General features: G+C 69.4%; 16 protein-coding genes and 3 pseudogenes. 10 read left to right on the top strand and 9 right to left on the bottom strand.

The features are described 5' to 3' along the window. Nucleotides 1-105: pseudogene (locus ABZZ38_RS29330) on the top strand (3-isopropylmalate dehydratase small subunit); the annotation flags it as partial. A gap of 230 nt (nucleotides 106-335) precedes the next feature. On the opposite strand, the gene ABZZ38_RS29325 reads toward ABZZ38_RS29330, so the two are convergent. After that, on the bottom strand, nucleotides 336-809 hold the full coding sequence (locus ABZZ38_RS29325; protein ID WP_356745384.1) for a carboxymuconolactone decarboxylase family protein: 474 nt from the start codon (nucleotides 807-809) through the stop codon (nucleotides 336-338). A 536-nt stretch (nucleotides 810-1345) separates the two neighbouring features. On the opposite strand from ABZZ38_RS29325, the gene rox reads away from it, so the two are divergent. The 5 genes and pseudogenes from rox to ABZZ38_RS29300 all read left to right on the top strand — a co-directional run bounded on the left by rox (nucleotide 1346) and on the right by ABZZ38_RS29300 (nucleotide 6679). Then, a complete protein-coding gene (gene rox, locus ABZZ38_RS29320; protein ID WP_356745390.1) occupies nucleotides 1346-2773 on the top strand; it encodes a rifampin monooxygenase in 1428 nt (475 codons plus the stop codon). A gap of 215 nt (nucleotides 2774-2988) precedes the next feature. Then, nucleotides 2989-3129: pseudogene (locus tag ABZZ38_RS29315) on the top strand (LysR family transcriptional regulator); the annotation flags it as partial. A 245-nt stretch (nucleotides 3130-3374) separates the two neighbouring features. Then, nucleotides 3375-4868: a lamin tail domain-containing protein gene (locus tag ABZZ38_RS29310; protein ID WP_356745382.1), complete on the top strand. Its 1494-nt coding sequence runs from the start codon at nucleotides 3375-3377 to the stop codon at nucleotides 4866-4868. Nucleotides 4869-4940: 72 nt separating this feature from the next. Continuing rightward, complete coding sequence (locus tag ABZZ38_RS29305) at nucleotides 4941-5444, top strand: YjfA family protein (RefSeq protein WP_356745388.1); 504 nt, start codon at nucleotides 4941-4943, stop codon at nucleotides 5442-5444. Nucleotides 5445-5617: 173 nt separating this feature from the next. After that, nucleotides 5618-6679 (top strand): hypothetical protein, encoded by a 1062-nt coding sequence (locus ABZZ38_RS29300; protein ID WP_356745380.1) that lies wholly within the window; start codon nucleotides 5618-5620, stop codon nucleotides 6677-6679. 137 nt (nucleotides 6680-6816) lie between these two features. Here the strand turns inward: ABZZ38_RS29300 and ABZZ38_RS29295 are convergent, their stop codons facing one another. The 3 genes from ABZZ38_RS29295 to ABZZ38_RS29285 all read right to left on the bottom strand — a co-directional run bounded on the left by ABZZ38_RS29295 (nucleotide 6817) and on the right by ABZZ38_RS29285 (nucleotide 11976). Beyond that, entirely contained in the window at nucleotides 6817-8775 is a 1959-nt protein-coding gene (locus ABZZ38_RS29295; RefSeq protein ID WP_356745378.1) for an NAD(P)/FAD-dependent oxidoreductase, read from the bottom strand. 122 nt (nucleotides 8776-8897) lie between these two features. Next, complete coding sequence (locus ABZZ38_RS29290; protein WP_356745376.1) at nucleotides 8898-10805, bottom strand: NAD-binding lipoprotein; 1908 nt, start codon at nucleotides 10803-10805, stop codon at nucleotides 8898-8900. A gap of 328 nt (nucleotides 10806-11133) precedes the next feature. Next, nucleotides 11134-11976, bottom strand: coding sequence for an alpha/beta hydrolase (locus tag ABZZ38_RS29285; RefSeq protein ID WP_356745374.1), 843 nt, complete (start codon nucleotides 11974-11976; stop codon nucleotides 11134-11136). Between the two features lie 1318 nt (nucleotides 11977-13294). Here ABZZ38_RS29285 and ABZZ38_RS29280 point away from each other — a divergent pair. Beyond that, on the top strand, nucleotides 13295-13552 hold the full coding sequence (locus ABZZ38_RS29280) for an EF-hand domain-containing protein (RefSeq protein WP_356745386.1): 258 nt from the start codon (nucleotides 13295-13297) through the stop codon (nucleotides 13550-13552). Nucleotides 13553-13697: 145 nt separating this feature from the next. Here the strand turns inward: ABZZ38_RS29280 and ABZZ38_RS29275 are convergent, their stop codons facing one another. After that, entirely contained in the window at nucleotides 13698-14150 is a 453-nt protein-coding gene (locus ABZZ38_RS29275) for a hypothetical protein (protein WP_356745372.1), read from the bottom strand. 367 nt (nucleotides 14151-14517) lie between these two features. Between ABZZ38_RS29275 and ABZZ38_RS29270 the strand changes: the two genes are divergently transcribed. After that, nucleotides 14518-15249, top strand: coding sequence for an alpha/beta hydrolase (locus ABZZ38_RS29270; RefSeq protein ID WP_356745370.1), 732 nt, complete (start codon nucleotides 14518-14520; stop codon nucleotides 15247-15249). Between the two features lie 249 nt (nucleotides 15250-15498). On the opposite strand, the gene ABZZ38_RS29265 is transcribed toward ABZZ38_RS29270, so the two are convergent. The 3 genes and pseudogenes from ABZZ38_RS29265 to ABZZ38_RS29255 all read right to left on the bottom strand — a co-directional run bounded on the left by ABZZ38_RS29265 (nucleotide 15499) and on the right by ABZZ38_RS29255 (nucleotide 16816). Next, nucleotides 15499-15981, bottom strand: coding sequence for a hypothetical protein (locus ABZZ38_RS29265; protein WP_356745368.1), 483 nt, complete (start codon nucleotides 15979-15981; stop codon nucleotides 15499-15501). 12 nt (nucleotides 15982-15993) lie between these two features. After that, a complete protein-coding gene (locus ABZZ38_RS29260) occupies nucleotides 15994-16362 on the bottom strand; it encodes a metalloregulator ArsR/SmtB family transcription factor (RefSeq protein WP_356745366.1) in 369 nt (122 codons plus the stop codon). Beyond that, a pseudogene (locus ABZZ38_RS29255) lies at nucleotides 16359-16816 on the bottom strand (SRPBCC domain-containing protein). The gene ABZZ38_RS29260 and the pseudogene ABZZ38_RS29255 overlap by 4 nt, the downstream one beginning before the upstream one ends. Nucleotides 16817-16975: 159 nt before the next feature. Between ABZZ38_RS29255 and ABZZ38_RS29250 the strand changes: the two are divergent. Further along, a complete protein-coding gene (locus ABZZ38_RS29250) occupies nucleotides 16976-17410 on the top strand; it encodes a hypothetical protein (protein ID WP_356745364.1) in 435 nt (144 codons plus the stop codon). 219 nt (nucleotides 17411-17629) lie between these two features. Here the strand turns inward: ABZZ38_RS29250 and ABZZ38_RS29245 are convergent, their stop codons facing one another. Next, the gene (locus ABZZ38_RS29245; protein ID WP_356745362.1) at nucleotides 17630-18595 is read right to left on the bottom strand and encodes a pirin family protein; all 966 of its coding nucleotides are present in this window, start codon (nucleotides 18593-18595) and stop codon (nucleotides 17630-17632) included. A 172-nt stretch (nucleotides 18596-18767) separates the two neighbouring features. On the opposite strand from ABZZ38_RS29245, the gene ABZZ38_RS29240 reads away from it, so the two are divergent. Next, a partial coding sequence (locus ABZZ38_RS29240; RefSeq protein WP_356745360.1) for a PhoD-like phosphatase N-terminal domain-containing protein occupies nucleotides 18768-19530 on the top strand: 763 nt, incomplete at its 3' end.

The following is a 19530-nucleotide window of genomic DNA, read 5'->3' as shown; positions in this document are numbered from 1 at the left end:
CTCAACGGCCTCGACGACATCAGCATCACCCTCCAGAACGAAACCCACATCGCCGCGTACGAGGCCAAGCGACCCTCCCACAAGCCGCGCACCCTCCAGCACTGAGCAGCAGAGCTTTCCGGCCGTGCGGCGCTGTGCCCACCCGGTCGCCCGCGGCTGGGTTCGAGCCGTGAACTCCTCGGCGGGCGCCACTGCTTCAGCAGGTGTGGCTGTGGGGGCCAGGGAGGGCATGGACCGCCGGGCGGAGCAGACGCCCCGGGCCCCCGTCGGGGGATGCCCGGAGCGTCTTTCGCTGTTGCGAGGCCGTATCGGTGGTCCCCGCCCGGCGCTTCGCGTTATCCGTGCCGGCCGGGCTGGTAGTCGCCGGCGGGCTGCTGGGTGATGACGTTCAGGCGGTTGAAGGCGTTGATGACGGCGATCTGCAACACCAGGGCGGCGAGTTGGTCATCGTCGTAGTGCTTGGCGGCGTTCGCCCAGGCCTCGTCGGTGACGCCACCGGCCGCGTCGGCGATGCGGGTGCCCTGCTCGGTCAGCTCCAGGGCGGCGCGTTCGGCCTCGGTGAACACCGTGGCGTCGCGCCAGACCGCGACCAGGTTGAGGCGGGTGGACGTCTCCCCGGCGTGCGCGGCCTCCTTGGCGTGCATGTCGACGCATCCCGCGCAGCCGTTGATCTGACTGGCACGGAGCATCACCAGATCGCGCGTCGCGGCCGGCAGCGTCGATTCCGCGAGCGTCTTGCCCGCCGCGATCAGGTGCTTCAGTGACTTGCCTGCGACCGCGCTGGCGAAGGGGTTCAAACGAGCGTCCATGGTGCACTCCTGTGTCGTTGTCGGTGCTTCCACCCCTTCGACGGAACGACTCGGCGAGATGTGACATGGACGCGTGTGACGTACACCACCCCTGCGAAACCGCCAAGCGCTGTCGTGGCCGGGCTCCTCGGTGTGGCGCGCGCCTGGGGCGAGCGCGGCCCAGCGCTCGTGCGGTGCGGCGGCGGACTCCCTGTGCCGTACGCCGCTTCGGAAGGAGGTCGTCCGTGCACAGCGGAACGACAAAGGGCAAGGAGGTCACCCACTCCTTGCCACTCTCAACATATAGCGCACCAGGGGGCTTGCGGCAAGGCCCCGGTCGTCCCGCAGAATTGCCGACCAAAGCCAGAACCTGCGGAAATGGCAGATTCACGCAGCACGTGTGCTGTTGGCGGTGTACGGGTCGCGCGGGGACGACGAACCGATGCCGGCAATCGCGGCGCGGCTACGGGCGCTCGGCTCGGAGACGCGGGTGTGCGCCCCGCCGGAGCGCGCGGAGCGGCCGGCCGAAATCCAATCTCGTTTGAATGGGCGTTGTGATGATTGACGTGATCGTGGTCGGCGGCGGACCGACCGGCTTGATGCTGGCCTGCGAGTTGCGGCTGCACGGCGTGCACGTGGTCGTGCTGGACAAGCTGACCGAGCCGACCGAGCAGTCCCGCGGGCAGGGCCTGCACGCGCGCAGCGTCGAGATCATGGACCAGCGCGGCCTGCTCGACCGGTTCCTCGCGGTCAGTGAGAAGTTCCAGGTCGGCGGTCTTTTCGGTGGCATCGCCAAACCGTGGCCGGACCGGCTGGACACCGCTCACCCGTACGGCCTCGCCACCCCGCAGCCGGTCACCGAGCGGCTGCTCAACGAGCGTGCCCTCGAACTCGGTACCGAGATCCGGCGCGGCTGTGAAGTGGTCGGGCTGAGCCAGGACGAGGACGGGGTGACCGTCGAGCTGGCGGACGGCACGCACCTGCGCTCGCGGTACCTCGCCGGGTGCGACGGGGGCCGCAGCACGGTGCGCAAGCTGATCGGCATCGGCTTCCCCGGCGAGCCCGCCAGGGTCGAGACGCTGCTGGGCGAGATGGCGTTGACCGAGGATCCGGCGACCGTCGCCGCCGTCGTCGAGGAAGTCCGCACGACGCAACTGCGGTTCGGTGCCATCCCGCTCAAGAACGGGGTGTACCGCCTCGTCGTGCCCGCCGAAGGGGTGGCCGAGGACCGTACGTCCCCGCCGACCCTCGAGGAGTTCAAGCAGCAACTGCGGGCCTTCGCGGGCACCGACTTCGGTGCGCACTCGCCTCGTTGGCTCTCCCGGTTCGGCGACGCGACCCGGCAGGCCGAGCGCTACCGCGCCGGCCGGGTGCTGCTGGCCGGCGACGCGGCACACATCCACCCGCCGACCGGCGGGCAGGGCCTCAACATCGGGGTCCAGGACGCGTTCAACCTCGGTTGGAAGCTGGCCGCCGAGGTCGGCGGTTGGGCCCCGGAGGGACTGCTGGACAGCTACCACGCCGAACGGCACCCGGTGGGCGCCCGTTTGCTGGACAGCACCCGCGCGCAGATGACGCTGCTGGGGACCGATCCGGGTGCGACCGCGCTGCGGGAGCTGTTCGCGAAGCTGATGGACTTCGAGGAGGTGAACCGGTACGTGACCGGGATCATCACCGCGGTGGGGGTCCGCTACGACTTCGGCGAGGGCCACGAACTGCTCGGCCGGCGGATGCGGGACCTGGAGTTGAAGCAGGGGCGCCTCTACGAGCTGATGCGCGGCGGCCGTGGACTGCTGCTCGACCGGACCGGCCGGCTTTCGGTGGCGGGCTGGGCGGACCGGGTCGACCACGTCGTCGACGTCAGCGACGAACTGGAGGCGCCCGCCGTGCTGTTGCGGCCGGATGGTCATGTGGCCTGGGTCGGCGAGGATCAGACGGATCTGCTCGGCCGGATGGCAAGGTGGTTCGGCGCGCCCGGCAACTGAACGCGTGGTCGTGGCCCGGGTGGGCCGTTGTGACGGGGGGCGCGACCTCGTTGCGGTCCGGCGAGCAGGCGGAGACACCGTCCTTCGGCCGCCGGATCGACCACACCGGCGAGACCGGCGGTTCACTCCGAGAGGTCGGTGTTCTGCTCGGTGCGGTGGGCGGCGGTGCCCACCGCGACGGCGGTGGCGGCGACGATCACCGCGATGGCCGACCACAGTACCGCCGCGACGGCATCACCTGACGCCCCCTGCGCGACGCCGACCCCGCCCGCCTCATCCGGTGTCGGCACGACCCCCGCCCCGCCACCCACGCGGCCATCGTCCTGCTCACCGACCTCAGCCGTGAAGCCGCCTGACACCCGAGCGCTCGGGCGGCGAACCACCGGCCGACTCACTGCGTAGCCGGTGAACCCCATTGAGTGGTGACCGGCCCCCAAGTCGGCCACTCCGGTGAGTCGAGAGGCATCGCGGACCTTCTTCGGGAGGTGATCCATCGAGGCATCGGCTAGCCTCGAATTGAGGCCCTGACGGGATCGGACACGTGAGGAATGCGCCTCTTCACCTGCCACCCTACGCTCGGCGCACGCTGAAGGTGATCGTCATGCCGACACCGAAGGTGACCATCCGGGAGATACTCGTCGCGCCGCAAGGGGACGTGACCAAGGAGGTCGTACAGCTCCACAACCGCGGCAATGCCGAGGTCGACTTGACCGGCTGGCGTTTGCTGGACACAGGCAGGCACGTCGCCGCGCCCTTCGACTTCCGATTCCCGGAAAGGACTTTGCGCCCGGATGACGATGTGTTCGTGCACACCGGCGACGGCGAGGACCACGGTCCCGACCTCTTCTGGGGCCTCCACCATGCCGTCTGGAACAACTCCGGGGACACGGCCCGCCTGCTCGACGCCTCGGGACACGAGGTCGACCGCCTCCAGTGGACGAAAAAGCCCCGTGACGGCCGGGTCGTAGGCCGCTCGGACATCACAGCGGATATCGCCGATTTCGCCGCCGGACTCCAGGGATACGTGCACCCCGGAGAACTTCAGGACAGCTTGTTCGACGGCCACCAGTACTTCTGGCAGGAGTTCAGCGGCGGGGACTGCGCGATCGTCCACTCCGGACGGGAACCCGAGGGCTCACCCCCCGTCATCCACGAGATCGCGAGCCCGCTCTACGTCAAGTACAAGGATGTCGGCGGCCTGAGGATGATCGGTCCGCCGCTGACCGGCAAGAGGAAGGTCCCGGACCGGCAGGCGTTCTTCACCGATTTCCCCGAATGCTCGATCTACTTCAGCGAGGAGACCGGTACACGCCTGATCGGAGCGGCCTTCCGGGACAAGTGGCGGAGCCCTGAGACAGGGGGACACAGCGGTCCGCTGGGACTGCCCCTGACGGACGAGCGTCGCGAGCCCGGGCTACAGTACGTCGATTTCGAGAACGGTACGATCTGGAAGACGGGGAATTCGATACGGGCCATTCAGGATATCCGCATCGACTACGTGGGGTTCCATTGCTTCGGGGAAGACGAGGATCTCGCCGAAGGCGCATCGGACGAGGTTTACTTCATCGTTGAGGCGGAGCCTCTCCAACGTCCCGAACACCCGAACCAGTTGAATGATTCCAAGTGGGTCACGATGCTTCCCGCGGGCTCGACGGCGTATGAGAACGTGGACGCGGGAGAGACCTTTTCCTCGGATCCGACGACGGTGTTCTGGGGCCGTCCGGGCCCGCTTCGCCTCCGGGTGACCGGGTTCGAGCACGACTTCGGGGACCCCAACGCGCTGCGCGACGAGATAGCGACAGCCGTCGCGGCGGTCGGAGCGGCGGCGGCACTCACCTTCCCGGTGGCTTCGGCGATCTTCCTCTCCCCGCAGATCCAGAGCGCCGTCACGAACACGATCAACACGGTCATCGATTCCGGTGACGACATCATCCAGGTCGGTACCTGGGAGATTCCGAGCCGCCGCGCGCTGCTGAACATCATCGACGGCCCCTTGCACTCGGAGTTCGGTCTCGGCTGGCATCAGAGAATCATGCTCAACAACGACGGCAGCCCACAGGACCAGATCTACTTTCGGATCGTCGTCACGGAGTGAGGCCTTTCACAACGGCACCAACCCCCCGCCGGGCAACCGACGGTGGACCGCGCGGAGTTGTCGGGCGGAGCGATGGTCCACCGGGAAGGAACCGTCATGATGAACAGACGTCATCCGGCGCTGTCACTCGCCGCAGTGCTGGTAACAGCGGCGGCCACCACGGCCGTCTCCGCCCCATCGCGGGCCGCCCCCGCACACGCAACGCCCGAAGTGGCGCCGAAAGTGGCGCCGACATGCCACGCCGCCTCCTGTGGGGGCCTCGATCCCATCGGGACCCACTGCGCCGCGGACGCCCGGACGATCGATGACGCAGTGATGGACGGTCGCATCATCCGACTGAGGTACAGCCCGGAGTGCCGAGCGGCCTGGGCGCAGCTCTGGTACGGAAAGCCGGGTGACAGAGCGTACGTGCAGAGCGAGAGGGACGGGCACCTGGAGGCCGTGCAGAGCGTCACGGTCTCGCCCTGGGACGGGAACAGCGTGTACACGCCGATGGTGAACGACAAGGATCTGCAAGCCAAGGCATGTATGGAACTGCCCCCCGATTCCGCCACGGTGTGCACGATCTTCTACTGATCCTCGCTGCTTCTCGCACCCGGCCTCCCGTCCCGGACCGGGGCCGAAAGCGGGCGTCGTGGTCTCCGCCGGGAGGTCGCCACGGAGCCTCGGTCGAGTCCTCGCGGACGCACCTCGCGGCACGAGCCCGGCCGGGCGGGGCTGTTCACGGTGGTGGAGACAGGAGGACCCACATGCCTTTGTTCACGGGTGCCTATGCGGACCCACTGGCGTCGTCCACTCACACGACGATGCAATCCGTCCTGAATGCCACCCGGCAGACGCTGTCGCTGTCCGGAGCTCCGAATGTCAACAATCTGGCTCTGATCGTTGTCGCGCTCACGGGGTTCGAGCACCGGCAGGACCATCCTTGGGCGGCGCTCCGGGAACAGGAAGAGCATTACTCGGGCAGCTTGCTCAAGATCGCCGCGATGTACGGCGCTTTCGATCTCCGGGCGAGTGCCGACCAATTGGCAACCGCCGGCAGCTTGACCACGTGGCCTCAGATCGAGGCGGCCCTGACGTCGACCTTCAATCCCGAGATCGTCGCACACACGCCTTCGTTGATCAGTGGCTCGCCGCTGCTGCGTCCGCAGGACAAGACCAGGAAGCCGGATTACTCAACCGTACTGGGACTCGGGACCGGCCCTCAGTTCATCGTCGACTTCACGCAGGCGCAGGTGGACGCCTTCGAGAACATGATGGTGGTCCAGGACAACCCTGGTGCCACGACGACGATCCATGGTTTGGGCTACCCCTACCTCAGTGGCAAGATTGCCGATGACGGGTTCTTCGACGGGGCGTCCAAGGGTATGTGGCTGGCCGGAGACTACGCCCGGATATGGCCGGCGGCGCGGATTGCATGCGTCAACGACGTGGACACCGCGCAAGGCACCACCGTACGGCATCTTGCCAAGCTGATGACGCTCCTGGCGGACGGCGATCTCGTGGGGCCCCTGAGCAGCCAGGGCATGAAGGCTCTGATGGGGCGGGCCGGGAATTTCTTTCATCAGACCACTCCACCGATATGGCCCACCGATGGGCGGTTCATCGCCACGCACGGCAAAGTGGGCATAGGCAGGTTGAAGTCCGACAAACCGGTGTTCTCCGAGGCTCTCATCGTTCATGATTCGTTGAGGGATCTGCGATTCGTCGCCATCTGGCAGAACGTGATCCAGGACGGACAGGCACAGAGGAAGCTGTTGGAACCGGTGGCGACGCTGATCGAGGCCACGATCAATTCCCTCATTCCGTGACCGCTGATGGAGCGTTCGGGGGCACGGGCCCCGCCGGCCTCTGAGGGGCGGTTTCCGTGGGACTCCGCAAGCGCCATCGCGCCGCCGGTCCTGTTGCCCCGGCGGGCGACAGGACCGGCGGCGCCGTGGCAGCCGGGTCAGTCGCGGTTGTGGACCTCCCACGCGGCTCGGACCGCTGACTCCAGCGCTCCTTCGATCCAGGCCGGCTTGAGGGACGTGTGGCAGCCTGCGAAGTGCAACGGGCCTTCGGGCGTCCCCATGTCCGGGAAGAGTTCGGTGTGCTGTCCCGGCAGGAGGACGGACGCCTCGCCGTACGCGTACGGGTCGCGCTGCCAGCTCTGGGTGCGGCCCACCCCGGTGAAGAAGACTTCGAGACGCTGCCCGTAGACCTCCTGCATGCCGCGCAGGGCGAGGGCGTACCGCGCCTCGTCGTCGAAGGAGTCCCAGCGCCGGGCGTCGTCCGCCCAGCTGTACGAGGCGAGGACGACGCCACCGTCGCTGCCCGGCACGGGGTGGGACGGGTTGAACATGAAACGGTTCGGGTTGTCGGTCACGGATCCGCCGCCCACGACCCGCGCCGCCTCCGGCTGATCGCGGGAGACCCACACGTGCGCCGCGTAGTGGGCGCGCTGACTTTTGGACAGGTACCCGCGCGGCACCGAGGGGTGCACTCCGAGCAACCGGCCGTCGTCCGGCACCCTGCCCCTGCGGTAGGCGTCGTACAGGCCCGGCTCGATGGCGTCCAGCTCGCGCCGCCAGTCGTCCTCGCCGTACTCCCACCAGCGGCGGCTGAACTCCAGGAGCACCTTGGTGGCGCTGTCGTAGTGGACCTCGGTGAGCGCCCTGCGCTTCTCGTACGAGAGGGAGGGGGAGATCTGGACGTGTCGCAGGCCGGAGAACGGGATGGTGACGATGGCCGTGTCGCCGGTGAACCGCTCCCGCACGACCTTGCCGTCACGGCCCTCGGAGACGGTGTCGACGCTGACGCCGGAGCGCCGGCCGCCGGTCTCGATACGCGTCACGCGCCGGTCGAAGCGGACCTCGTGGCGTACCTGTTCCAGCAGCGCGTCCGCGAGTACGGCGGTGCCGCCGGCCAGCTCGTAGAAGGCGGTGCCGGGGTTGATGAGGGAGGCACCCATGAAGCTGTGCAGGAAGGACAGCGGCAGCCGGGAGGTCATGTTCTCCAGGGTGCCGATCAGGTCGATCGTGCGTACGTCCAGCTGGGCGTGCTCCGTGAGGAAGCGGTACATCGACCAGTCGCCGAAGCGCTGCACCACGCGCGCCCAGCCTTCGAGGAGGTCCGGCATGGGCTTGTTGACCCGGGTTCCGTCGGGACGGCGGACGCTGAACTCGTCGCGGACCGGGTCCAGCACCTGCCGGACGATCTCCCCTGCCGGGACGCTCTCGTACTTCGCCGGGACGCCGAAGGAGCGGTTGACGGCCCGGGGGTCCTTCGCGTAGTCGGCGCGGCGGACGCTGATGCCGTTGACACGGATCCAGGTGCGGTAGGCGGGCTTGCCGTCGGGACCGACGTCGACGTAGTGGAAGGGGCGCCGTTCGATGCCCAGTTTGTCGATCAGCCCGATGACCAGGGGATGGCTGCCGGGGATACGCATGGCGCCCGCCTCGGCGTACTGCTTGGGGTCGGCGAACGCCTGGCGCGCGTTCTCGTGGCCGCCGGTGCGGAAGGTCTTGATGCGGCCACCCGCCCGGTTGCCGTTGGCCTCGATCACGGTGACGCGATGGCCGGCCCGCTTGAGCAGGGAGGCGGCGACCATACCCGCCGGGCCGGCACCGAGGACCAGCACGTCCTTGGCGACGCCGCGGCCCCTGGGCAGTCCGCCGCCCAGGAGGATCTTCTGGTACCGCGGGACCAGCGGTTGGCCGTCCTCGTCGACGACGAGCAGGGCCCGGGCGACGGCCAGACACGTCTCCCAGTCGGCGGTGGAGCGCGGCGCCGCGGAGGGGAGCGCCGCGGGGGCCGGTGACGCGATGGCCTCCGACGCGGTGGCGGCCGAGACAGGCAGGGCGGCGGCGACGGCCGCTGACCCCGACAGCGCCGTCATCTGACGTCGTGTCAGCTTTACGTTTTCCATGATCACAAGAAACTGGATCACGTGCCGCCCTGTCACCGATTCATCCGGTTATTCACCCGAAGGTGCGGCCCCGGCCGCCCCGCCGCCCCCGCCCGCCCGCACGGGTTTCCCTCGCGGGTGGCTCAGGCCTCCGCTATCACGATCACCACGTCCCGGTCACCGAACCGCACCGATTCGCGCTTGTCCGGATTGATCCGTACCCCGTAGGCGGGGCCGGTCGTGGCCTCGTTCTGCAGCCGGTACCCGATGGCGCACTCATGCCGGCGGCGTGCCGACTCGACGACGGTGGCGAAGGTGACCGCGCGGTCCGTCACGACGTAGTCCGTGGCCGGCTTGAGGTGGATCTCGCTCCCCTCAGCGGTGAACAACTCGTCGTAAAGAGCCACCAGGTGCCGGTTCTCCGAGATCTGCGTCATCAGCAGACTGATCAGCCGGCCGCTGACGATGAAGTCGGCGCCTTCCCGCACCGGAGCGAGCAGCCGGTTGCGGTCGTCGGTCATCTCCGTGATGACGAACAGCTCCCGCCCGGCGGACCGCTCGATGTCCCGCAGGTGGAGCAGCGTCACCAGCGTGCGGTCGTCCGCCGTCCTCCCCGGCTCCGTGTGCGGCCCTGCCGTGTGGCCCTCGTCCCCGATGACGATCACACTGTCGTACGACGGCACGTCCAGTTCGGCGAGTTGCCGCCGCTCGGTGATGTCGCCGCTGTGGAACCTGACGCTCAGATGGCCGGCCGCCCGGTCGGTGTGGCGCGTACCACGGATGGTCGCGGCGTCGTCGAGCGCGACGACGTCGAGCGTGGAGCCGGACGGTACGTACTGGTCGAGTTGCTCGACGATCAGGGGGGCGCGACGGTTCCAGCCGAGGAGCAGCAGACGTTCGGCGGCCGGCGCACGGGCAGGGACGGTGACGATCGCGTCCTCGTCGACGGCCGGTGACGTGTCGGCGACCATCGCTGTGTCGTCGTCCTCGGTGATGACGACGAGCTGGTCGTCCGAGCCGATCAGGGTGCCGGGTGACGGGTTGAGAAGCAGGCCGCCTGCGCGTCGGAGGCCGACCACCGAGGAGGTGGCGAAGGCCCCGAGGGCCTCGCCGAATGTGCGACCGGCCAGTGCGGGCACGGGGACGACGTAGAACTCGTCCCCTCCGAAGTCCAGCAGTTCCTGGTAGACGAGGGAGAGACCGGGCTGGCGTGACGTCTGGACGAGAAGCCTCGCCACGATGTCGTCGATGCTCAGGACGTGCCCGCGGGGGCCGGCGGCCAGGGTGGCCGCGGGATGATGCCGGGCGTCCCGTACCGCGGCGACCACCACGCAGTCGTCGGTCCCCGCGGGCACGGCCGCGTGGAGCGCGAGCAGCGTCTTCACCACCTCGGTGTCGCCGCCCGGGTCGCCCGGTGGAAGCACGAGCACGGCCTTGGCTGTCTGAGGGCTCACCACGGAAAGGATCGTGGGATCGGTGGTGGAGCCGCTCCGGCAGACGACCCGCGTGGTACCCGTGTCGCCGATGCGACCGGTGATCTCGGACTCCATCTCGACCTTGTCCCTGTCGGCGAACACGGCGACGGCCGCCCTGCGCTGGTTGGCATTGGCCACCACCAGTTCCGCGATGACGGGGAAGACCTGGTCGGACCAGCCGAGGAGCACCGTGTGCCGTCGCTCCAGGACCGGGGACCTGCCCAGGCGCAGTGCCAGCAGCCGACGGTTGAGCCCCGTGGTGATCAGGCTGACGAGCGCCGATACGAACAGCAACGCCACGAGCGCCAGGAGGACGGACATCAGCACGTACACCGGCGGCCCCACCTCGCCGCCCAGCTTGAGGGTCTGCCCGACGCTCTTCCAGACGGCCGCGCTCCACCCCGAGGGTGTGGTCGGGGTGGTTCGGGAGGCCCCCACCAGCGTCACGCTGGCCGGGATCACGATCGCGAGGCAGATCACCGTGAGCCAGCCGATGAGCACGGGGGTGCCGTGGGCCATCAGGTTGTCGAACCAGTACCGGACGCGCGACCACAGGTGGAACGTGTGCTGTGCCATGCAAGGCCCCTCGTACAGGAGGCGACGTAATTGCCCCGTGACGGATCGTCACGGAAGGCCTCACGCTAGCGTGCTGCGGAGGGGTCACCGTCCGGAGATCGTTTTCTCCACTCCGAGGTATGAGCGCTCGTCCACATCTCGCAATCCGTGCGCGAGGTGTGGACGCAGGCACACGGTCGCGGCCTGGGTGGGCGGGCTTTGCGCCCGGGGCGCCGGCATTCCCTCACGCGCCGGTGAGCCGGGTGAGGAACAAGGGGTGGGCGAAGACCGAGCGGTCATCCACCCTCAACCGGGTGGATGACCGGCTCTACCAGGTGGATGACCGGCTCTACCGGGTGGATGACGAGGTGAGGAAGGAACCCATCTCCCGCGCGACCGTCCCGGGTTCGTCCAGCATCGACAGTACGTACGCACCCGGTACCTCGGCGTACCGCCCGGCGGGCAGCAGCTCGGCCAGGCGGCGGCCGTGCTCGGGTGGCATCACGCGGTTGTCGGGCGACCACAACACGAGTGCGTCCCCGGTGAAGCGGGACAGTGCCTCGGTGTCGCGGATGAGCTCCTTCTTGTCGAACGGTCCGCGGCAGTACACGAGCAGGTCACGCCGGACGCCCGGATCGCGCAGGAGTGGCTCGGTCCAGCGGTGGACGAGGTCGTCCGGCAGCGGCCGCCGTGCCATCCGCCCGAGCAGCATGGGCAGTCGGCGCAGTCGGCCCACGCGCAGCTGGTGGGCGGCGAGCCGCAGGCCGCCGGGGAGCCGCACGGCCAGGGCCACCATCGCGCCGGGCAGGCCGGGCGGGAAGTTGTCGAACGCCTCGCACGGAAGGATCACCTGCCGGGCCACGCGCCGGTCGAGACCGTGGGCGGTCAGGAAGAGTGCCCCGCCCCAGTCGGCGTGCACCAGGGTGACGGCGTCCAGGTCCAGCGCGTCGAGGAAGTCGGCGACCAGCCGGACCTGCCCGCGCAATGTGAGGTCCGCGCCCGGGTTCATGGGGCGGCGGTGGGCTCCCAGTGGCAGGACGGGACGCAGATACCTGAACCCCTGCGGCAGGAGCGGCAGTACGCGGTCCCACAGTGTGTGGTCCATGAGCAGACCGTGCAGCAGGACGACCGGTGGGCCGGAACCGGTCTCGTCGTACTCGATGACACCGGCCGGCAACGTGACGTCCTTCACCGAAGCCTCCCGGGGCGACGGTGGTGAGGCCGGTCACCGCCGGTTCCCGCGGACCCGGCGGCCTCCATCGATGCGGACCGCCGCGCCGGGGCGGAAGTCGGCATCCTGTACGCGCTGACAGCTGTCATACACGGCACTGTAGGAGCGACGTCACCGGTTGTCCCCCACTCCTGCGCAGGCGCCGGCCACCGCCCCGGTCACGTACCGGGAGGAAAGCATCCACCTGCTCACCGCCGCCCGGTCGGCCCGGTGGCCACAGGACGCAGCGGGCCGGCAGGACCTTGAGCGGCACCGTCAGCACCGCTCACGACCGGTGCCGCAGCGGACAGCCGGCCTGAACCGAGGGCGGCGGTAGATCCGCAGCGCATGGTGAACCGTGAGTGGTGGCAGGTCCGCGAACATGAGGTGCCGCCCCCGCCGGCCCATGCCGACCGCCCTTATGTCGACGACCGGACGGCCCACGTGATCCGTGAACGGGACCAGGTCGCCGACGCGCAGCTCCCACGGCATCACATCGACGGCCACCACAGCCAGTGGCGGTCGCGGCAAGTTCGGGGCGAGCGCCGGCGGTGCGCCGGGCGCGGAGAGCTCCCCTGCCCGGAGGCTGATCATCCATGGTGTTCTCACCCGCGCACCTCTACCCATACCCGCGCCCGCTCCATGCCGGGCCGATGGTCATACGACGCCTCGGCAGGCGCGTCACCCCGCATCGCCGGGGGTACGCACCCGCCGGCCGCCCGAGGGGCTGAGCGAGCAGCGGGTGCGTACGGCCATCCTGTCCGCGGCAGGACGTACCCGCACCCGCAGGGGGCCGGACGACGGACGCGGCAACCGCGACGCGGTGTGCGGCCTGGACGGTCAGCGCTCCCCCGGGCCGGTCTCGCGGTCCGGTCCGCGCCGATGGGTCGTCCGACACGATCACGGGATCGCCGGATCACGCGGGTCTCCACCTGCGTCACGTACGTCACGTACGTCATGTACCGGAGGCAGCGCGGCCCCTGCCACTCGGGTCAACCGGGAGATGCGCGTCCACCTCCAAAGGGTGAACGGCGCCACCCTCGTCACGGGGGCGCGCGTCGCGGCCGGCCGGGCACACGCCGGTGCGGACCGTCAGGTCGTTTCCGGGCAGGCCACAGGCACCGGCCAAGGGGACGGGGCCGTGACCTCGAAGCCGTCCCAGGTCGGGCGGCGGCGCATCGGCATGCCGTCCGACGCTCGGCGCCGCGCCGGGCACGGTGGGGAACCGGCCGGGCACCGCGGGCGTTCTGGTCGGTGGGCGGGCGGCGCGCCCGGCTCCGACGAGAGGGACGAGGACGACGTGGTCAGTAAGCAGGCGCGGAAGCTGTTCGAGGCGCTCGACCTGGACGAGAACGGGACCCTGACCCGTGAAGAGGTGATCACCGCTTTGCGGAAGAAGGGCCCGTCCCTGGCCGCTTCGGGAGACCTGCCGTTCTGGGCGCTCGGGGACGCCGATGCCTCCTCCGAGCTGTTCGACACCGCCGATCAGAACGGGGACACGGTACTGACCCTGGAGGAGTTCGCTGCAGTGGTGGACCGCCGTTTCGGCTGGCGGTGAGCGGAACGGGCTCGGTGCGGGAACAGGCTCTGTGCGGAACAGTCCGGCTGCCCGACTCCTACGATGTCGGGGCCGGACGGCTTTGCGGTACTGCCCTGGGCGGCGGCTGGTTCATACGGGACGAGTAACCGCCGCTTCGGATGCATCAGTAGTAGACCGGCTTCGTTATGGTCTTGATGCCGTTGTACATGTAACTGCTCTGGACCGGGATACCCATGGCGGGATAGACGGTCACCCCGTAACAGGCGGCCAACTCGCCGGGGACGAGGACCTTCTTCCCACAGGACGCCGGACTCTGGGCCGGGCCCGTGCCGTCCCCGAACAGCCAATAGACGGTGGCCGTGTCGACGGTGATGCTCACCGACGCGTTGTTCCTGACGAGAAGTACGCCCTGCGCCGAGCCGTTCTGGTTCATCAGCATGCAGGTCTGGTTGACGACCTTGTCGGACGTCTTACTCGGCGTGGTCTCTCCGCATTTCGTGTAGGTCGTGGGGACCCACGACTGCCAGTTGGGCGCGGCAGAGGCGGGGGACGAGGTGAGGACGAGGGCACTCGCGGCAGTGGCGGCCACTGCGAGGGCGCGGCGAATCTTGTTCATGCAGAACCCAGCCTTTCGGTGGAACTCGCTTACGGGAGACGCATCCTACGCGGAGTTGATCATCCTGCTCGCCGGTGCGCGCAGATGATTCTCACTGCCGGGCACTGACGTTCCGTACGTAAAGGCCGTTGGGGAGTGGCGGGGTGACCGCAGCGGAGGGCCCGGCTCGGCCGGGGTCGGGGATGGCCGGGCCGTACCCCGGCTGGAGCGCGACGCGGTACGCCACCGACGACGGTGGCCGAGGAACTCCTGTGGCCCTGGAATCAGTTGACCGTTTCAACACCCTCCAGCAGCTTCCCTGAGCGTGAGCGGGACCGCACCGGTAGAGTCCCGCTCCAGGACGGTGTCGCTCTGGGGGGAGAGGCTGATGACGGCAGCGGACTCGGTGCCCATGGTCTTCGTCCACGGGACGCGCTTCAGCGCGGGTCAGTGGAGCGTGCAGCTTGCCGCACTCCGCGACGAATTCCCGGTCCTCGCCGTCGACTTGCCCGGCCATGGGGAGCGTTCGGCTCACCCCTGGAGCCTGGACAGTGCGACCGAGATCATCGCCTCCGCGGTGGACTCGCTCGACCGCGGGCCGGCGCTGGTCGTCGGTCATTCGCTCGGCGGATACGCCTCGCTGGAGTTCGCGCGGCGTCGTCCGGAACAACTGCGCGGTCTGGTCCTCGCGGGAGCCAGCGCATCCACCCGCGGCCTCTGGGCAGCGCCCTATCGATGGGTCGCCAGGCAGGTCCCCCGCATACCGGCGGATCGACTGGCCAGGTGGAACGACCGATTGCTGCGGCGGCTCTATCCGCCGGAAGTGGTGGAGGCGACCATCCGTGCCGGCTACTCCTTCCACACCCTGCCGGCAGCCTGGGACGAGGTACTGGGACGCTTCGACGCGGGTGCGATGCGTTTCGTGAAGGCTCCGGTACTGATCCTGAACGGCGAGAAGGACGCGGTCTTCCGGTCGGGCGAGAGGGACTTCGCCCGAGCGCATCCCCACGCTCGCGTCGAGTTGGTCCCGCGGGCAGGACATCTCGCGAACTTCGACGCCCCGGGCGCCTTCACCGATGCCGTCCGCCGCTTCGCCCGGCAGCTCCCTTCCGTCGCTTGAGCGAGCCATCGCCGGGGCCAGCGGCGCCCCGAATGCCCACCAGCCCCTCGGTGCCCCGTTCGCCACTTGCTGGGCCCATGACGAAACCCGCGGGAGTAGCAACCGGCGATCCTTGCGAGCCGGACGACCCGACGCACCGTTGCGCCTGTGGTTCGCGCGCGTCTCCTCGCCGGTCATCCCGGCGGCAGTCGACCACGTATTCGTCCTGTCGACGTGTGAGTGGCGCGCCCGGGCGGTGCCGTTCGCCTCTCAGGCGTGTCCGGGGGCGCCGACGCGAAGATCGAGAAGCTGTTGCGTATGCACGGGCACGTGGTCCTCGGCGAGGCCGTCGATGAGGCCTGCCAGCGGAATCGGCTGGTCCAGCACGCGTGCGCCGCCGGACAGCAGGAGCGACGGTACCAGGACCGAGGCGCCTCGCTCGTCGAGTTGGTCGGCGATGTCGCAGAGGACGGTGGCCTGGCACCGGACATGAGCGATCAGGTCCGCCCGGCCCGAGTGCTCGGCGATGATCCGGTCAAGATTCCAGGCGTCGAGGCAGATCCGGTTGTCGAAGGTGGGCCGCGAGCCGGCGATGACGCCCAGGGCAACCGACGCGATCGAAGCGTCGACGCCGAGGAGGTGAACCAGTATCTGATCGGCGTTCCATGCTCCCTCGTCCGCCTCGCCGAGGTCGGGGATGGCCGCCGCATCGAGCAGTCTGTCGTAGGCGGTGCGAAGTACGGTCGTGTCCATGGCCTGCTTCTTTCAGTCGGGGCGGGTCGGACTCGCATCCCTCTCGGCCGCCTCGGCGACGCGTTTGATGTTCGCCAGCCGCCGGTCCCAGTCGGCCGCGAGCGAGGCCATCCACCGTGCCGTCGTGTCGAGCGCCGCCGGCCGCACCGCGTACCGCACCTCGCGTCCCACCCGGCCACCGGAAACCAGGCCGGCGGCGTCCAGGACGGCGAGGTGCTTTACCACCGCCTGGCGCGAGACGGGAAGTCGTTCCGCGAGTGTCGTAGCAGTGGCCTCACCCTGTGCGGCAAGCACGTCGAGCAGCCGGCGTCGCGTCGGGTCGGCCAGCGCACCGAGGATGCTGTCGGCGACCTCGGCGGCGCCAGGACGTTCTTCCGTCATGTGGCGGGCTGTTCGGCGCGCGTCTTGAGCGCGTCGAGCTCCAGCGGCCAGCCTTCGCTGTGGTCCTTCAGGTTCTGGCTGCGCAGCTCCTCGGACCCGGCCAGCGCCGCGAACCCGCTCTCGACGACACGGAGCCGCGTCCGGTCGCCTTCCCGGGTCAACGGAACTCCACGAGCGTGCTGTTGTCCTCGCGCAGCTCCTCCCCGGGGAACGCGCTGGTCCAGCGGTACGCCAGGTACGTCGGCGGCTCGACCTTCTCCACACGCACGGGGAAGTCACCGTGCTCGGCGTTCTTCGCCACCATCGACTCGCCCTCCTTGGCCACGGTGCCGGGCAGGCTCGCCTTGTCGGCCACCCAGAACCCGGGCTGGGCCACCAGCGACCAGACCCGCTCCAGGGATGCCGCGATCAGGGTTTCGCGTTCGATCCGCCCCCCCCCGCTCGCTGTCCCCACTTGGTTGTGGGTCAACCAATGGGCGGGCCGCCCGGTGGACAGCCGGATACGGGAGCCTCGCGGATTGTCAGGGAGGGCTGGTTCTATGAGCAGGAGCGGCACCGGGCCAGGATGCAAGGCGGGTCGTGGCGCGGCACAGGGATCGAGAGAGGGGGCCGCGTGGGGAGCTTCGACGCAGAAGGCCGGCGAGCGGTGGTACGGGCCTATGCAGGTCTCGGTGCAGGGTTCGTCGCCCTGAGCATGGTGTGCATCCTCTGGGGTGGGCCGTTCAGAACCGCTTTCGCCGTGATCGCCGGGCTGAGCGCGGTCCTCGCGCTGACAGCGGCGGCCGGGTTCCGGCGACTGGCCCCTGGAGGGGACCCTGTTCACGCGGACATGGCCCAGATCGGCTGGGGGTTGCTGAACCTCCTATGGACCGCGCTGTCGGTACTGATGCCGGTCGCTGTGTGCGCCTGGCTGTTCGTCGTGGACGAGGAGTTCCGGGGCCGAACGCTGAGGACGGCCGTTGCCCTGCCGGTGTTTCTGGTGTTCAGCGCGCTCGTACGGCAGGCCCACCGGCTGGCGGCCAAGACGTTCGACAAGAGCGTCGGATGAGGTGTGGGGACCGGGCCGCCAGCACAGCTGCACGCGGTCGTCGCGGGAGGAGCGGTGGGTGCACACGGTGGCACCAGCCCCGCCTCACCATGCAGGCCGGACTCCAATGCTCCCGCCGCAAGGCCTCGAGTGTTGTCACACCTCGGAGACATCATCCGCCGGCGCGCACCCGTGGAGGCCGGGCGATCCCGCCTCACCGGCGCCAGCCGGGTCCCGAGGTCAGCGGACCCTCCCCCGCGGTTTCAGCGCCACCGGCGGGAGTTCGGGAGCAGGCAACCGGCCCCCGTCGTAGCCCTTCACTTCGCCGAAACGGGTGGTGTTCATCCAGTCCTCGCGAGCCTGTGCGATCTCCTCGTGGGACCGCCCGACGAAGTTCCACCACATGACGATCTCCTCCTCGAACGGCTCACCGCCGAGCAGCATCAGGTCCGCGTCGGAGTCGGCGCGCAGAGGGAGGTGTGTGCGGCCGCAGCCGAGGTAGAGCATCGAGCCCGGCAGGACCGGTACGCCGTCGACGTGCGCCTCGCCCGACATGGACAGGACCGCGTACTCGAAGTCGGGGTCGAGCGGCAGCCTCGCTTCCGCGCCGCGTGTGAGGGTCAGGTCCGCGCCGACCAGGGGGGTGTACGTGGTGCCGGGTGAGCGCGCTCCGTCCAGTTCGCCCAGGATCACCGTGGCCGTCAGGCCGGGCCCCGTGACCCGGGGCAGGGCCGCGTGGTGCTGGAAGTGCGGTGCGACATGGCGGTGCGCGTCCGGGAGGGCCACCCACAGCTGGGCGCCGTGCAGATAACGGGCGTGCGGGCGGGGGCTCTCCTCGGAGTGGGAGATGGCCTGCCCCGACGTCATCAGGCCCAGCTCGCGCGGGCGCACCGTCTGCAGGCTTCCGGTGCTGTCGCGGTGCAGCACCTCGCCCTCGTGCAGCCAGCTGACGGTCTGCAGTCCCATGTGGGGGTGGGGCGGCACCTGCATCCCGGGCCCGTCCGCGATGTCGTCGGGGCCGTAGTGGTCGACGAACGCCCAGGCGCCGATCATGCGGCGACCCAGGTTCGGGAGCAGTCGGCGCACCTCGGTGGATTCACCGAGCTGCACGCGGCGGGGGCTGAGGAGTTCCCGTACCGGCTCGGCGACGACGAATCCCCGGCCGCCGCAGACGGACGGCACGGCCTGCGGCTCAAGATTGCTCATGGCGCCCAACCTAGCGAACCTCGGTGACCGTCCACGCCGCTCTGCCCAGGTCAGCACGGGGAACGGCTGACCGGTCGTCAGGCGTTCGGCGGAGCGTCTGTGCCACACCACCCGGTTGCCACGCCACCACACCGCGCAAAAGGGGCATATGACGCACCATATGAAAACACACATGCCCGAACTCCGTCTCGCGGCCCAGCGCATCGGCCGACGGCGGTTCCTCACCGTCGCGGGCGCCGCCGCCGCGCTCGCCTTCACCACCCACCTGCCGGCCACCGGCGCGGCGAGCGCCGCCGAGCTCGACGCGAGGAAGATCAGCCAGGACCCCTTCACGCTGGGGGTCGCCTCCGGTGACCCGCTGCCGGAGTCGGTGCTGCTGTGGACTCGTCTCGCGCCCAGTCCGTACGAAGCGGGCGGCGGCATGCCCGCGGAGCGGGTGGAGGTGCAGTGGGAGGTCGCCTACGACGAGCGGTTCTTCCTCACCGTCCGGACCGGAACCGCCACCGCCCACCCGGAGTTCAGCCATAGCGTCCACGTGGAGGTGACCGGCCTCTCCTCCGGCCAGTACTACTACTACCGGTTCCGCACCGGCACCTGGATCAGTCCCGTGGGGCGGGTGAAAACCGCGTCCTCACCGGGCCTGTTCCAGACGGATCTGACGTTCGCCGTGGTCGCGTGCCAGGCCTACTTCGACGGCTACTACACGGCGTACAAGCACGTGGCGGCCGAGAACGTGGACATGGTGGTCCATCTCGGTGACTACATCTACGAGTACCCCGTCGACGCGGCGGGCGGCCATCGCCGCTACACCGATCGCCGGCTGCCCGCCCACTTCAACACCGAGACGGTCACCCTGGAGGACTACCGGCTGCGCTACGCCCTCTACAAGTCCGACCCGGACCTGCGGGCCGCGCACGCCGCGCACCCCTTCGTCG

It is taken from the genome of Streptomyces sp. NPDC006368, from assembly GCF_040612535.1.
Lineage (GTDB): Bacteria > Actinomycetota > Actinomycetes > Streptomycetales > Streptomycetaceae > Streptomyces.
The sequence above is the reverse complement of the archived record's forward strand: the minus strand, read 5'-3'. Positions and strand labels throughout refer to the sequence as shown.